Below are 14,823 nucleotides of genomic sequence, written 5' to 3'. Positions count from 1 at the left end.
CGGCATTTTTGGCGGAATTTCCTGATTTTGTCTTTGTGATAATGGCGTGATATCAATGATTTACGCCCCAAATTCCCTAAACTGTGGAACAGGGAAATTTTTTCACGGTAACAGGGAAGTTCTGCGTCGGAACAGGGACGTCACACCGGGTATCAGGGAAGCCGGAATTTTGGAGAGTTTCAGAAGCCGAAGATGCGCTCCTGCTCCGCCCAATCCAGCGGGTGGGTGACGCTGACCAGGCGCTTGAGGGTAAGCTCCGGCGGCTGGCTGCCGTCGAGAATCGCGGCCTGGATCTTCGGCGACAGGAAGGCGAGTTGGGCGCGGGTGCGGATGAAGGAGGCGGGCACCTGTTCCTCGCGCGCAATGTTGACCAGCTGGACGCCACTTTTCAGATTGCGGACCCAGCCATGGGCGCGGACCAGCATGGAGCGGAGATGCGGATCCGGGTGAGGCTGCACATCGCCGGCGATGATCTTGGCTTCGACGCCGCGGCGTCGCAGGTCGAAAGGCGCTTCGATTCTGAGCAGGTCCGGGTTCAGATCGTCTGGCGAATGGCCAAGCGCGCTTGCCAGGGCCTTGCCGTCCAGGTCGAGGCAGATCCGCCCGCGCTTGAGCGTGCCAGAGGCAAGCAGGCCGGCGCAAATCGTTCCGCCGGTGTCGCGGAGCCGGGTGGCCAGTTCTGCGACCGCGGACTTGATTACAGATGCGGACCCGGCCTCGGGCCGCGCGAGGATCCGGTGCGATGCGGATGCCTCCTGCAGATGTGTGATCACGATGTTGCTAACCGCCGTCTCCAATGCTGGTCCTGACAATCGCCAACCGGTGGGATCCGTGCCCCCGGAGATCAGCCTGTTGGAGACGTAGTAGCGTAGCCGTCGGCCCTTGCGGGTGGTGTGGGTCGGGGTGAGCCAATCGCCGGTGTCATCTCGCAGCTTGCCGGTCAGCCAGGCGCCGGGGGCCGTCCCTCTGGATGGAGTATCGGGTGAGGGTTGCGCGCGGGACCGTTGTGAGGCTTGCCGCATCCTCTCCTGCACCCGTTCCCACAGGTCCTCGTCGACGATCGCCGGGTGCTGGCCGGGCCAGAGCTTGTCCTTGTGGCGGATCTGGCCGCGATAGACCGGGTTGCGCAGCAGGTAGTAGATCTGGCCGCGCGACAGCAGGCGATTGCCCCTAACGGTGCCATCAGCTCGGACAACCCGTTTCGAGCACAACCCCTCGGCAGCGGCCCGCTCCGCCACCCGGCGCAGGCAGCGCAGTTCCGCGTAGAGATCAAAGAGGCGCCGGACGGTGCTGGCCTCTTCCTGGTTCACCACCAGCGTGCGGGCTTTGGGATCAGGGTGGCGGTCGAAACCCAAGGGCAGGTTGCCGCCCATCCAGAGGCCTTTCTTCTTGGAGGCGGCGATCTTGTCGCGGATGCGCTCGGCCGTTACCTCGCGTTCGAACTGGGCAAAGGACAGCAGCACGTTCAGGGTCAGTCGACCCATGGATGACGAGGTGTTGAAGGACTGCGTCACCGAGACGAAGGAGCAGTTGGCCTGTTCGAGCCGCTCGACGAGCTTGGCGAAGTCGGTGAGTGAGCGGGTCAACCGGTCGATCTTGTAGACCACCACCATGTCGATGCGCCCGGCATCGATCTCTTCCAGAAGCCGCTGCAGGGCAGGGCGTTCGAGCGTGCCGCCGGAGAGGCCGCCGTCGTCGTATCGCTGTGGCAGCAGTGACCAGCCCTCGTGACGCTGGCTAGCGACATAGGCGGCGCAGGCCTCGTGTTGCGCATCCAGCGAGTTGAAGTCCTGGTCCAGCCCGTCCTCGGAGGACTTGCGGGTGTAGATGGCGCAGCGGACTTTGCGACGCGGGCTCATCTGGCGCCCTTTCCAGTGAGACCGAAAAAACGGGGGCCGGACCAGTGCGCCCCGGTGATCTCGCGGGCGATGGCCGAAAGCGAGCGGTAGGCGCGACCGTTCCAGGCAAAACCGTCCTCGGTGACATCGACCACATGGGTCACCCCGTTCCATTCGCGCAGCAGGCGTCCCCCGGGTTTGAGGGCAGGGGGCGTCGGCCGTGGCTTTTGGTCCGCCCCCTTGTCCAGCGCAGCCGTCACCTTCCGGGAGAGCCCGCCATGACGGCGGGCCTGCAGTTCGAAGGCGAGGAAGCGGCGCAGGAAGGGCTGGCTCAGCATTGCCGGGGCAGGGCGGTCGAACAGCTGCTGCCAGAGCAACAACAAGCCCTTCCGATCCATCGCTTCCAGCTCGGCGATTTCCGCTGGGAAGGTCATGCCTGCGCCTCCGCCTCGGCAACGAGGTGGTAGGTGGCCGGCGCGCCCGGTTTATCCGATGCTCTGCGTTCGATCGTTGCGCCTTTCTTGCGCAACATGCTGAGGGCGGCGCAGGCCTCGTGTTGCGCATCCAGCGAGTTGAAGTCCTGGTCCAGCCCGTCCTCGGAGGACTTGCGGGTGTAGATGGCGCAGCGGACTTTGCGACGCGGGCTCATCTGGCGCCCTTTCCAGTGAGACCGAAAAAACGGGGGCCGGACCAGTGCGCCCCGGTGATCTCGCGGGCGATGGCCGAAAGCGAGCGGTAGGCGCGACCGTTCCAGGCAAAACCGTCCTCGGTGACATCGACCACATGGGTCACCCCGTTCCATTCGCGCAGCAGGCGTCCCCCGGGTTTGAGGGCAGGGGGCGTCGGCCGTGGCTTTTGGTCCGCCCCCTTGTCCAGCGCAGCCGTCACCTTCCGGGAGAGCCCGCCATGACGGCGGGCCTGCAGTTCGAAGGCGAGGAAGCGGCGCAGGAAGGGCTGGCTCAGCATTGCCGGGGCAGGGCGGTCGAACAGCTGCTGCCAGAGCAACAACAAGCCCTTCCGATCCATCGCTTCCAGCTCGGCGATTTCCGCTGGGAAGGTCATGCCTGCGCCTCCGCCTCGGCAACGAGGTGGTAGGTGGCCGGCGCGCCCGGTTTATCCGATGCTCTGCGTTCGATCGTTGCGCCTTTCTTGCGCAACATGCTGAGGGCGGCCCGGGCCGAGTGTTGCTGCCAGCCGGTGGCCTTGCAGATGTCCGCGAGGCTGGCACCTGCGGGGTGGCGAAGCAGGGTTTGTACCCTATCGGTCTTGGTGTGTTTGGTTTTGGGCATGTCTGGTCTCCTCGTGTTCAGAGGGGCGGGATGCCGTGCCCCGGTACCGAGGTGAGCCCGAACATGTCGGGCGTGGGACCAGTGATGCGTGGTTCGCACCGGTAGTCCAGCCTGAATCCGCTGGCGCTAACGAAGAATCGTAGGTGTCGTAACGCACTGGAAAAAAACAAAAACTTGATTCTTTCTGGTTGGGTGGTTATATTCGGTGTGCCTCACGCAGGACCTTCAAATCCTGCCAGAAGCACTCACCGGGCCCGAGCGCCCAAAGGGAGCATCGAAAGAGGCAATGAACCGGATCGCTGGATCCGGGCAGTTGCTGTTCGTGCTCTCTCCGAATTCCCCGAAGCGGTCCATTCGATCCCCGGCTGTTGCGACAGCCCAGATGAATGGAGGCGCGCATGCGTACCCAATCCCAACCCCGCGATGCCGCAGCATCGACCGCCCCTGTCTGGATGGCCGAAAAGGTTGTGCAGACGCCGATTGCAGACCTCAAGCCTTACGCCAAGAACAATCGCGTTCACACGGTAAAGAGCATCGACAAGCTGAAAGCCTCGGTACGACAGTTCGGCTTCGTCACCCCGATCCTGGTCGACGGCGACGGCGTGATCATTGCCGGTCATGGCCGGTTCGAGGCAGCGAAGGCGCTTGGCCTCACCACGGTACCGACCGTGGTGGCCGGTCACCTGAGCCCGGCCGAGGTGCGCGCCCTGCGCATCGCCGACAATAGGCTCGCGGAACTGTCCGACTGGAACCAGGCGGCGCTGCAGATCGAGTTTGCCGAGCTGATGGACCTGAGCCTGGATGGCGAGCTGGAGTTCGGTCTCGACATCACCGGCTTCGAGGTGGCGGAGATCGACCTCCTCATCAGCGGTGCCGGTGACACGGATGCGCGTCAGCCGGAAACCGTTGAAGAGCCGAACCCGGCAAAAGTCGCCATCACCCGGCCCGGCGACATCTGGCTGCTCGGGGATCACCGCATCCTCTGCGGCAATGCATTGGAAGCGGACGGCTATGCCTCTGTGCTGGATGGTGATGTGCCGCGCATGGTCTTCACCGACCCGCCCTACAATGTGCCGGTGCAGGGGCATGTGCGCTTGGGCAAGGATGGCAGCCACCGCGAGTTCGCCATGGCCTCGGGCGAGATGACCGACACGGAGTTCCGCAGCTTTCTCCAGACGTTCCTGACCCATGTCGTGGCCAATCTGCCTGCAGGCGGCATCGCCATGGTCTGCATGGACTGGCGCCACATCGAGGACCTGATCGCAATGGGTAAGGCCGGCGGTCTCGACCTCATCAATCTCTGCGTCTGGAACAAGACCAATGGCGGCATGGGCAGCCTCTACCGCTCCAAGCACGAGATGGTTTGCATCTTCAAGAAGCCGGGTGCGCGGCACATCAACAACGTGGAGCTGGGCAAGCATGGCCGCAACCGCACCAATGTCTGGGACTATGCCGGGGTCAACAGCTTCGGCAAGGGGCGCGAGGCCGATTTGGCCGATCACCCCACGGTCAAGCCGACGGCGCTGGTGGCGGACGCGATCATGGATGTGAGCCATCGTGGCGACGTAGTGCTCGATGCCTTCGGCGGCTCCGGCGCCACGCTGCTGGCGGCCGAGAAGACCGGGCGCCGGGCGCGGCTGATCGAGTTGGACCCGGCTTACGTCGATGTCGCCATCCGTCGCTGGCAGGAGATGACGGGTGAACAGGTCGTGCATGCGGTCACCGGCGAGACCTTTGACGGCCGGGCTGCTCAGGCAAATGCCGTCGCGAAAAAGGAGGTCCGCCATGTCTGATGACGAAAAGGACTACGAGGTGGGATATGGCAAGCCGCCGAAACAAACGCGGTTCAAGAAAGGCCAGTCGGGCAATCCGAAAGGGCGGCCGAAAGGTGCCAGGGGGTTGAGTGCCAGCCTCAAGCGGGAGCTTGAATCGAAAATCACGGTCCGCGAGGGCAACCGCGAGATCCGGATCACCAAGGCGGAAGCCATGGCCAAGCGGCTGACGGCCAGTGCCTTGAAGGGAGATTCGAAGGCGCTGTTGGCCCTTCTGAAGCTTGATGCGGACCTGTTTGGCGACAGCGAGGCTCACGATACTGAGGCTGGTCTCTCGGGCAGGCCCGAGCCGGTAGACTATGACATCCTCCGGGATTTCTTCTCCTCCCCGCAAGCGGGTCAAGAGGATGTCGAGGACCAGGAGGATGATTATGACGGTACCTGAACCGCGCACGGTTCGGCAGGCCGCCATCAATCTCTGCCGGGACAACTTCTTCCCGTTCGTGTGGAGGGTGTTCGACACCCTCCATCACGGGCCCAATGGTACGTTTGAGCCGGCTTGGCATGTGCGCGCGATGTGCCATGCTCTGGACGAAGTGCGCAGTGGCGAGAACAAGCGGCTGGTGATCAACATTCCGCCCCGCTGCCTGAAATCCGTAACCGTGGCGGTTTCCTACGTGGCCTTTCTGCTGGGACACCATCCGGGCGCCAAGATCATCGTGGCCAGCTATGGCCTTGATCTCGCCCGCAAGCATTCCGAGGATTGCCGGCGGGTCATGTCGTCGCGCTGGTACCGCGAGATGTTCCCCGGGACTCGGCTGGCGAAAAAGGGCAATACCGTGGAAGAAATCCGCACCACCGCGGGCGGCAGTCGCAAGGCGGTGTCCATCGGCAGTTCGGTGACCGGCCATGGCGCCGACTACATCATCATCGACGACCTGATGAAGGCCGGGGACGCCAATTCCGAGGCGGAACTGATCCGGGCGCAGGAGTTCATCGAAGGCACGTTGCTGTCTCGCTTCGACAATCCAGCGGAGGGCAGGGTGGTGATGATCGCCCAGCGGCTGCACGAGATGGACCCACCGGGCTACCTCCTTGACAAGGGCACCTACCGGCACCTGAACCTGCCGGCCATCGCGGAGGAGAACGAGGTCATACCGATCGGGCGCGGGCAAGTGCATCGGCGCAGGCCGGGGGACCTGCTGTTCCCGGCGAAGCTCGACCGGGAGACGCTCGATCGCATGCGCCGTGAAATGGGCACGGCGATCTTCAACTGCCAGTACCAGCAGAACCCGATCGCACCAGACGGATCTCCGCTGCGCTGGGAGTGGTTTGGCACCTTTGACGAGGTCCTGCCGCGGCACCACTATCACCTGGTCGTCCAGAGTTGGGATACCGGCACCTCGTCAGATCCGCGGTCGGACTATTCCGTCGGCACGACCTGGGGGTTCCTGCCGCCCCACTGGCATCTGCTCGATCTCTGGCGCGGGCAACTGGACTACCCCGAACTGAAATCGAAGGTGCTGACCTTGGTTGGGCAATGGGATCCCGAGACGGTTCTGATCGAGGATGCCGCGACCGGTCGGCCGTTGTTCCAGGAGTTATTCCAGGATGACAAGCGCTTCAACCGGGTGACCCCCGACAAGGACAAGGAGATCCGCTTCAACGCGGCCTGTGCCCCGGTGGAGGCGGGCAAGGTGTGTCTGCCGGCCGACTCCCCTTGGCTGGCAACCTTCAAGCGCGAGCTTCAGTCCTTCCCACGCGGACGGAACGATGACCAGGTCGACAGCTTCAGCCAGTTCCTAAACTGGTCAAAGGGCAACGGCTTCTATCGCGCCCTCGGTCGGGAACACCCGATCAACGTCGCGCGGCGTGAACAGAACCAAACGCGCGTGAGGCGGCGGTAACGCCGCCGTCCCGACAATTCGAATCCCTTCCGTTCCGCCACTTGCCCCCGAGAAAGCGTTCTCCCCATCCGGTTGCGGCCGGATTTTTCCGTTGTTTTAGAGGGTTATGCGGATGGGGCTGTTCACTTTGCCCGGCGTGAGGCGGCCGAGATCGGTCTCTCAGGGCCGATATTCTCTGAACCAATTGACTGCGCCGATTTGGTGAATTTTTTGCAAAGCACTGAAATCAAGCCATTATTTGGTAACGCAACCTAAACACTTCGATGTCGGATGCATTTGGCGAGATGGAACGGAACCCGAACCTTCGCATGCTATCATGCTTTGCTCCCGCCTGAGGACTCTCCGGCCTCAAGAAAAAGGCGTTTGATATCATCGACAGTGAAGGGCGGGTTTCTTCGATGGGCGACGGAATGGCAATTTGGACAGAGCGGAACGAGGTCCTCTTTCGGATTGATCACGTAATCTCTACCCAACTGGCTGACCGGCACGACGTGATGAACCTCGATGTACCCATCCACTTGAGGGCCGTATGTTCTTCCGAAATATATGCCGCACGCCAGGCACGCATTACCGCGTATCGCAAGCGCAGCAGCTCGGTTGCGCCTACGCCACGGCAGCGGGATGGCTTCCGTCCGTCAGGAGGTCTGCGATATCTCGTCATCGCGAACCCGGAAGAAGATCGCGTAAAGCGTGGGTACGACGATCAACGTCAGGATGGTTGCAAAGCTCAGGCCACAAATGATGACGACTGCCAGAGACTCGAAAAACGGATCCCAGAGCAGAGGCATGACGCCCAGAACCGTCGTCAGTACGCCAAGAGACACCGGGCGCACACGCGAAACGGCGGAATCCACGACTGCCTGAAGTCTGGGTTTGCCGTCTCCTATCTGGGTGTCGGTCTCGTCGATCAGAACGATGGCATTCTTAATCAACATACCCGTCAACGACAGCACGCCCAATATGGCCATGAACTCCAGCGGCGTCCTTGTAAGCGCCAGCCCCCAGACCACCCCGATCAGGGCCAGCGGTACGGTCAGCCAGATGATCAGGGGTTGGCGGAAGGCGTTGAACAGTATGACCACGACGATGATCATGGCGCCAAACCCCAACGGCATCGTCGATGCCAACCCATCGTTGGCGTCCTGCGAGTCACCGTACTCGCCGCGCCACTCAAGGGAATATCCGCTTGGCATCTCGATGTCCTCGACCAGAGGCCGGACCTTGGCGAAAAGATCGCCCGACAGTTCGTCAGGGGCGTTGTCCGCCTGGGCGGTGATAGAGAGCCGCCGGTCGATGCGGCGCAGATTTCCGGATTCGAAGACCAACTCGAAACGGGTCACGACCTGAGAGATCGGGATGTAGCCACCGGCTACCTGGCTGAAGACCTGGATGTTGCGCAAATCGCCGATATCATCGCGGGCGTCTTCAAACGGGCGCATGACAATGGCCAGCAGGTCATCGCCTTCCCTGTAGATGCCGATATCGGCCCCGTTCAGATGCGCATAGATCGCCCGGGAAATCTCGCCCTGGGTCAGCCCAAGGCGTCGGGCGTTTTCCGTGTTGATGATCGGGCGGATGACCTGCACCTGTTCGCGCCAGTCGTCCTTGATCGCGATGCCGCCCTGCTCGGAGAAGACCTTTTTGGCTTCTTCAGCGAGCGACCGCAGCACGACCGGATCGGTTCCGGTGAACCGGGCTTCGATCTTTGAACCTCCGCCGGGTCCAAGCACGAACTTCCAGACCTTCGAGTAGGCCTCGGGATAGGTATGATCGATCCACGCCTGTATCTGGGGCTGGAGGTCGTCGATCTGCCGGTAGTCTTCGACGTCGACCAGAATCTGGCCGTATGCCGTATTCGCATCCTCGCTGGTGTAGACCAGCATGAACCGTAGATGGCCGCCTCCGACCGACAGGTTGGTAGAGGTCACGCCATCCAGGCTGCGGATGTGCTGGTCGATTTCCTTCAGATCCTGGCTGGTTCTGGTGATGTCCGTCCCTTCAGGCAGGTTGTAGTCCACGACGAACTGCGCCCGGGTGCTGTTGGGGAAGAAACCCGGCGGTACGAGGGCTATACCGACCACGGCAGAGGCGAACAGCGCGACAACCAGCACGACCGTGATGTAGCGGGCCCGGATCGCCAGGGCCAGAACTGTCCGGTATCCGCGCAGGATGGCGTTCTCCTTCGGTGCCGCGGTTTCGCTGGGCTTCAGCAGAAGCGTGCAGAAATACGGGGTCAGCCAGATCGCGACCAGCCATGAGAACAACAACGAGATCGATATCGTCCAGAACAGGCTGCCTGCATACTCACCGGTGTTGTCCGGTGAAAAGCCGATGGGCGAAAACGCCAGAAGTCCCACGACGGTTCCGCCAAGCAGCGGCCATTTCGTCTGGTTGACCACCGCAATCGCCGCATCTTTCGTGTCTTCGCCTCGCTGCACGCGGACCAGGGTACCTTCGACGACGACAATTGCGTTGTCGACCAGCATGCCAAGCGCAATGATCAGCGCGCCAAGGGAAATCCGCTGCATGTCCAGGCCGTACAGGTACATGCCTGCCAAGGTGCCTGCGACGGTAACAAGCAGGATGCCCCCCATCAGGATCCCCGACCGCAACCCCATGAAGACGAGCAGCGTACCGACGACGATGACAAGTGCCAGAACCACGTTCATCACGAAGTCGTCGACGGAATCCTTGACCGAAGCGGACTGGTCCGAGATCGGAAGAATTTCGATGCCGACCGGACGGGCGGATTCAAGCTCGGCAATACGTGCCTTCACGGCGTCGCCCATGTTCACGACATTGCCGCCAAGCGTGTTCGAGATGCCGATTCCGATGGCAGGCTGAGCGTCGCGAAAAAGCTGTCGACGGGGCGGATCAACATAGCCGCGCGACACCACGGCGATGTCCGAAAGCCGGAAAGACGCCCCTGTACCCGGCGCCGTGATGACAAGATCCTCGATCGACTGGATCGACTCCACGGCCGCCGTGGGGCGGATCTCGATCCTGCGGGAATCCGACTCGATGGAGCCACCGGGAATGACTAGGTTCTGCCCCTCCAGAACCTGCTGGATCTGCTGTGGTGTCAACCCGAGTTCGACCAGCCGGGCCGGTGAGTATTCTACATAGATGACCTCATCCTGTGTCCCGCTCAGCACGACCTTGGACACGCCCTCGACGGCGACCAGTTCCCGCTGAAGGTCCTTTGCGTAGTCGCGCAGTTCGGCAATGGTGTAGCCATCACCGACAATTGCGAAATACAGCGCGAACACATCGCCGAAGTCGTCGTAGACCTGAGTCGGAAGGGCGTTGGGCGGCAGATCTGGCTGCACGTCCAAGATTTTTGCGCGCATCTGCGCGAACCGTTCGTAGAGCGTGGGGAAGTCCGGTGTGGTCGGGATCGTGAATTCGACCGTAACGGTACTGACCCCCGGCGACGACACCGAGCGCACTTCTTTCACGCCCTGCAGTTCCTGCAATGCGTTTTCGACAACTTCGGTGACCTCTTCCGCCACTTCCTCGGCGGTTGCACCGGGATACGGGGTGATGATCTGCGCCTGCCGGATGATGAACTCGGGGTCCTCGAACCGAGGTAGGGTCATGTACGCGAAGTAACCGGCGATCAGGATAAGGATTGTGGACAGCGCCGAGATAACGCGCTTTTCGACTGCGAAACGGGCAAGATCCATGGCTTAGTCGCCGATCTTCGAAATGGGGCGGATCGCCATGCCTTCCTGAAGACCACTCAGTCCTGCGGTCACAACCACGGCCCCGGCCTCGAGCCCGGTATTGATGACGACGCCGCCTTCCGACACGTCGCCAAGCTCGACAGGCTGGCGTGACACCGTGTTGTCGCTGGTGTCGACGCGCCACACGAACGTGGATCCGTCCGGGCTGGAAGCCAGGGCGGAGAGCGGGACAGTCATTTGAGGCGCCTGCTGACGGTTGGCGCGCGAAATGACCCGCGCGACCATCCCCGGTAGGACGATCATCCCGTCAGGTGGCGTGACGGACAATCGACCCCGGTAGGTTTGGGTCGCGGCGTCTGCCTGAGTTGTGAACTCGACCAGTTCTGCAGGGACTTCGACGTCGGGCATCGACTCGAAGATGACGACGCTGGTGACGTTCTCTATGTCGAGACCCGACATGGCAATGATGTCCGCGCCCGGAAGATCGAAGCCGACTTCCACGGTCGAAAGGTTCTGAAGCAGGGCGATCGCCTCGCCTGCCTGAACGTTGCGGAAGTTCTCGACAAACCGGCTGGAAATGGTGCCGCTGAACGGTGCCCGCAACGTGGTGTCGGACAGGTTGTCTCGAGCGCTTTGAACCTGGGCTTCGAGCCCGCGCAACTGGGCTTCGGCAGCAAGAATTTCTTCGGGGCGTCCACCGCTGCGGCCAATGGCCAACTGTTCCTGCTGTGATCTGAGTTCCGCCTGAGCCACGCGATAGGCCGCCAACCGCTGTTCGAACTGCGAGGCCGGCGCGACGCCGCGTTCGACCAGTCGCTGAGTCCTTTCAAAATCATCCCGAGCCTGATCAAGCTGAGCTTGTGCCGCTGCAACGGCGGCTTCGAGGGCGGCGATCTCTTCGGGTCGGGCACCGACGCGAAGCACGATGAGTTGTGCCTTTGCCTGGTCCATCTGGCTTTCCAGCCGCCGCACCTCGGCCTCGAAATCGCGGGTATCCAACTTTGCGACGACGTTACCTTGCGCTATGCTCATGGAGGCCCTGATCGGCAATTCCACGATCCGCCCGCTGACCCGAAAGGACAGCTCCACCTCCTGAGAGGGGTACACTATCGCGGGATAGGAACGTTGATACAACGTGTCGGTTTCAACAACCGTGTACACCTTTGCCGGACGTGCCGAACCGGTGCTTTCCTGTGCTTCAAGCACTGAGCCCTGTGCGAAGAAAACCAGTGCAGAGAAGAGGCTTAAGCTTTTGATATGCATCGCAATCCCTCGATAAGACATCGGCGGAACCGCAAGCCGCATTTCCGTTTAGACCAACGTTTTCCATCCCAATCTGCCCGCGCAGACCATACTTGACAAGCGACGCTGAGCCAAAATGGCTCAGTGTCTCGCGCACCTTGTGACCGGACATAGTACCAAACATACTCATGTCCGCCGAGGCGACGCGATCCGAACTGCAAGACCAGTCCAAAGGCCTGGGGGAAGAGCCACCAAACTGGGGGCAGGGAGGCCTCAAGGCTTGGGTGTGCTGCGGGGCTTAGACCTCGGGATCGCAAGCTTTTTTGTTGTGTTTTGGCCTTTGGAGTAGAGCCCCTGCCTTGGAAACCGGTCGATAAAAACGAACTTGGCGCCGCGCCGTCCAGTTCTTTTGCTGACGCGGCAATAGCGCGTGCAGACGCGAGTGCGGAAAAGCTGATCGGAGTGATCAGGCTTGCCGCCGCGCTGATCATTGGGCTTACGATTGTTGTCCTGACGGTTTCGGCTGACATCCTTTCCGAGGGTGAAGCGGGCGATGTGCTGCTGGCCGCGTGGATCGTGTTTTCGTATTTTCTGATCGGTGTTGCGTCCATCTCGGTCGTGCAACTCGGCTACTACAGGCTTTGGATGTCCTGGGCCTTCGGTATCGCGGACATAAGCATAGTGCTGTGCAACCTGCATTTCGGCGCCCGGATTCACTCTGCCGGATCGGTCGTGGCCTTCGCGGCGCCAGCGACGTTCTTCCTGTTTGTCGTGCTGGTCTCGCAGCTGATCCGGATTCGACCGGTGTTGCAGGTGACATTGACGCTTTGCCTCGTGGCTGGTCTGTTTTTCGTCACTTTGGTGGGAATGGAAGACGGTCTGTCTGACGCGGACATCGTCTACCTCACCAAGAACCACTCCCCCATGAGCAATACGGTCCGGTTCCTTCTGGTCGTCCTGATCGGGGTCATCTGTATTCTTGTCGTATGGCGCGCCCGTAGGCTGGCCTATGCGGTGGCCCAACAGAGAGAGCGGGAGCGCAACGCGACGCGGTTTCTTTCCCCTGAACTGGCAGGAAACCTCAGCGACAGAAAACTGGACGAACTGCGTCAGGGAAGGGCGGTCCGGATCGTGGTCATGTTTGTCGATATCCGGGGGTTCACCGCTATATCCGAGGCCATTGGCGCCCATGCAACTACTGAACTGCTGACCGAGTTCAGGTCGCATATCGAGAGGGAGGTTACCGCGAACGACGGCGTCATCGACAAGTTCATCGGCGACGGCGCAATGATCGTGTTCGGCCTGAACGAGTCAATGGAGCGGGCAGCGCAGCACGCCCTGAAAGCTGCAGAAGGCATATCCGCCACGGTGTCACGATGGTCTGAAGAACGCGAAGGCGCCGGGCGAACCGAGATCAACGTTGTTATGTCCCTGCATGCCGGAACCGCTGTCGCAGGCGCGATTGGCGACGCGCACCACCTGGAGTTCGGGGTTTTTGGCAGCGTCGTGAACGAGGCTTCACGGATCGAGGCATTTGCCAAGCAGCGAAACCTGCAAGTGGCCGTGTCAGATGCGGTTCTGTCTGCGGCAGGAGCGGACGCCGCAGACTGGGTGGAGTTTCCCCCGGAGAACCTGCGAGGCCGAAGCGAGCCGATCAGGCTTTTTGGGTTGTCGAATGCAGAAATGCAGAAACGGGATCGGGCAAAGGCGTCCGGGCCCGAAATTTGATCGGCTTTCGGAATGGCCATAGTCTGCAAGCTACCGTAGACGAATACAGGACTAGAAAAGATGCACAAATGTCCCTGAACAAACAACTTGTGACCCTGCGGTCGGTTTTTGTCGCGATGGCGTCCATTCAGCTGGCGACGGCAGCCGCAGGCACGCTTGTGCCTCTTGCTTTTGCCCAGTCCGGCGCGTCGCAGGAAGCAGCTTCGTTTGCCGCGTCGGCCTACTCGGCCGGTTTTCTGGTCGGGTGTTTTGTCGTCGCCAAGTCGATCGCGGATATCGGGCACATTCGCGCATTTGCGGCGGGCGCAGCGATAACAACCGCCGCTATCCTGTTGTTTTCGCAGGTCGACAGTGTTTCGTTTCTCATTCTTCTGCGTTTCCTGATGGGGCTCGCCACGGCGGGCCTGTTTTCCATCGGGGATGCCTGGATCAACGAAACGGCCGAGAAGTCCTCGCGGGGCAGGGTGCTGGCCATCTACGCAATTGTTGTCGGCATTGTTTCGGTTCTCAGCCAGGCCGTTGTCATTCTCGTCCCGGAAGAAAGCGACGATGCCTTCGTTCTCGTGGCCTTGATCTACTGCTTCTCGACCGTGGTCATTGCCTCCACCCGAACGAACCCGCCAGACCCCGGATCCAAGGCCAAGGTTCGTGTCAGAGGGCTGTTACAGGACGCGCCTGCAGCTGTCTTCGGGGTGATCGCCATGGGAATGGTGTCCACCACGATCCTGAGTGTGGCGCCTTACAGCGCCTCTCAACTGGGCATCAAGGTCCACGACATTGCCTACATTATCGGCGCGATCTACCTGGGGAGGGTCCTGTTCCAGTACCCGCTTGGCAGCCTGTCTGACAAAGTGGACCGGCGTGTGGTGATCTTCATCACGTCATCCATATGCGCAGCGGTGCTGTTGGCCATGGCTCTCCTGGCCGACGCGCAGCCCGTTGAAATCGAGTTCGACTATCTTTCGCCGGGCTACCTTGTTCTGATGATCCTGATGGTTCTTCTCGGTGGCAGCCTTTTGACCATGTATTCTCTGCTGACAGCACACGCGATGGACAGAACGGTCCCGGTCTATGTTTCGGCCGCGGCGGTGACCATGCTGTTTGTCTGGACCTTGGGATCGATCGCGGGGCCCATAATCACAAGCGTCTTCACGGGTTTTTTTGGCGACAATGCAATGCACTGGGTGAACTTCGCGGTCATGTCCAGTTTCGTCGTCTACCTCGGGTTCCACATCCGGTCCTCCGAACCGGTGTCCCATGCCGAGCAGACCTCCCACACCGATCTCGTGCCGTCGAGCACCGAGATGGTGCCGTCAAAGAAGAGATGAGAATGCACCCCGAAACCCGGAAACTCCACCGGA

Annotated in this window: 13 protein-coding genes; 5 read left to right on the top strand and 8 right to left on the bottom strand. The window is 61.3% G+C overall.

The window, feature by feature from the left end; all coding sequences use genetic code 11:
• Positions 1 to 179: 179 nt before the first annotated feature.
• Genes ACR3EL_RS11150 through ACR3EL_RS11130 form a run of 5 tightly spaced genes read right to left on the bottom strand, consistent with a single transcriptional unit; the run spans position 180 to position 3,127 of the window.
• Positions 180 to 1,859 carry a recombinase family protein gene (locus ACR3EL_RS11150; protein ID WP_170340447.1) on the bottom strand — a complete coding sequence of 560 codons (1,680 nt, stop codon included), beginning with the start codon at positions 1,857 to 1,859 and terminating at the stop codon, positions 180 to 182.
• On the bottom strand, positions 1,856 to 2,272 hold the full coding sequence (locus ACR3EL_RS11145) for a DUF2924 domain-containing protein (RefSeq protein ID WP_170340449.1): 417 nt from the start codon (positions 2,270 to 2,272) through the stop codon (positions 1,856 to 1,858). Before ACR3EL_RS11145 ends, ACR3EL_RS11150 begins: the two co-directional genes overlap by 4 nt.
• Positions 2,269 to 2,487 (bottom strand): hypothetical protein, encoded by a 219-nt coding sequence (locus ACR3EL_RS11140; protein WP_480722469.1) that lies wholly within the window; start codon positions 2,485 to 2,487, stop codon positions 2,269 to 2,271. The genes ACR3EL_RS11145 and ACR3EL_RS11140 overlap by 4 nt, the downstream gene beginning before the upstream one ends.
• Complete coding sequence (locus tag ACR3EL_RS11135; RefSeq protein WP_170340449.1) at positions 2,484 to 2,900, bottom strand: DUF2924 domain-containing protein; 417 nt, start codon at positions 2,898 to 2,900, stop codon at positions 2,484 to 2,486. Before ACR3EL_RS11135 ends, ACR3EL_RS11140 begins: the two co-directional genes overlap by 4 nt.
• The gene (locus ACR3EL_RS11130; RefSeq protein WP_170340450.1) at positions 2,897 to 3,127 is read right to left on the bottom strand and encodes a DUF3489 domain-containing protein; all 231 of its coding nucleotides are present in this window, start codon (positions 3,125 to 3,127) and stop codon (positions 2,897 to 2,899) included. The genes ACR3EL_RS11135 and ACR3EL_RS11130 overlap by 4 nt, the downstream gene beginning before the upstream one ends.
• Before the next feature lie 398 nt (positions 3,128 to 3,525).
• Here ACR3EL_RS11130 and ACR3EL_RS11125 point away from each other — a divergent pair, with 398 nt between their 5' ends.
• Genes ACR3EL_RS11125 through terL form a run of 3 tightly spaced genes read left to right on the top strand, consistent with a single transcriptional unit; the run spans position 3,526 to position 6,806 of the window.
• Entirely contained in the window at positions 3,526 to 4,920 is a 1,395-nt protein-coding gene (locus tag ACR3EL_RS11125; protein WP_480721593.1) for a site-specific DNA-methyltransferase, read from the top strand.
• Positions 4,913 to 5,344 carry a DUF5681 domain-containing protein gene (locus tag ACR3EL_RS11120; protein ID WP_170340452.1) on the top strand — a complete coding sequence of 144 codons (432 nt, stop codon included), beginning with the start codon at positions 4,913 to 4,915 and terminating at the stop codon, positions 5,342 to 5,344. The genes ACR3EL_RS11125 and ACR3EL_RS11120 overlap by 8 nt, the downstream gene beginning before the upstream one ends.
• On the top strand, positions 5,331 to 6,806 hold the full coding sequence (terL, locus tag ACR3EL_RS11115) for a phage terminase large subunit (protein ID WP_480721591.1): 1,476 nt from the start codon (positions 5,331 to 5,333) through the stop codon (positions 6,804 to 6,806). Before ACR3EL_RS11120 ends, terL begins: the two co-directional genes overlap by 14 nt.
• Positions 6,807 to 7,120: 314 nt before the next feature.
• Here the strand turns inward: terL and ACR3EL_RS11110 are convergent, their stop codons facing one another.
• The 3 genes from ACR3EL_RS11110 to ACR3EL_RS11100 all read right to left on the bottom strand — a co-directional run bounded on the left by ACR3EL_RS11110 (position 7,121) and on the right by ACR3EL_RS11100 (position 11,755).
• Positions 7,121 to 7,366: an HNH endonuclease gene (locus ACR3EL_RS11110; RefSeq protein ID WP_480722460.1), complete on the bottom strand. Its 246-nt coding sequence runs from the start codon at positions 7,364 to 7,366 to the stop codon at positions 7,121 to 7,123.
• A gap of 75 nt (positions 7,367 to 7,441) precedes the next feature.
• Positions 7,442 to 10,492 carry an efflux RND transporter permease subunit gene (locus tag ACR3EL_RS11105; protein WP_170340456.1) on the bottom strand — a complete coding sequence of 1,017 codons (3,051 nt, stop codon included), beginning with the start codon at positions 10,490 to 10,492 and terminating at the stop codon, positions 7,442 to 7,444.
• Positions 10,493 to 10,495: 3 nt separating this feature from the next.
• Positions 10,496 to 11,755, bottom strand: a complete 1,260-nt coding sequence (locus ACR3EL_RS11100; RefSeq protein WP_170340457.1) for an efflux RND transporter periplasmic adaptor subunit — start codon at positions 11,753 to 11,755, stop codon at positions 10,496 to 10,498.
• 441 nt (positions 11,756 to 12,196) lie between these two features.
• Here ACR3EL_RS11100 and ACR3EL_RS11095 point away from each other — a divergent pair, with 441 nt between their 5' ends.
• Both ACR3EL_RS11095 and ACR3EL_RS11090 read left to right on the top strand, forming a co-directional pair.
• The gene (locus ACR3EL_RS11095; protein WP_170340459.1) at positions 12,197 to 13,462 is read left to right on the top strand and encodes an adenylate/guanylate cyclase domain-containing protein; all 1,266 of its coding nucleotides are present in this window, start codon (positions 12,197 to 12,199) and stop codon (positions 13,460 to 13,462) included.
• Between the two features lie 68 nt (positions 13,463 to 13,530).
• Positions 13,531 to 14,790 (top strand): MFS transporter, encoded by a 1,260-nt coding sequence (locus ACR3EL_RS11090; RefSeq protein WP_170340461.1) that lies wholly within the window; start codon positions 13,531 to 13,533, stop codon positions 14,788 to 14,790.
• Positions 14,791 to 14,823: the final 33 nt, after the last annotated feature.

This window comes from Ruegeria sp. BJ3, from assembly GCF_056535665.1.
The sequence above is the reverse complement of the archived record's forward strand: the minus strand, read 5'-3'. Positions and strand labels throughout refer to the sequence as shown.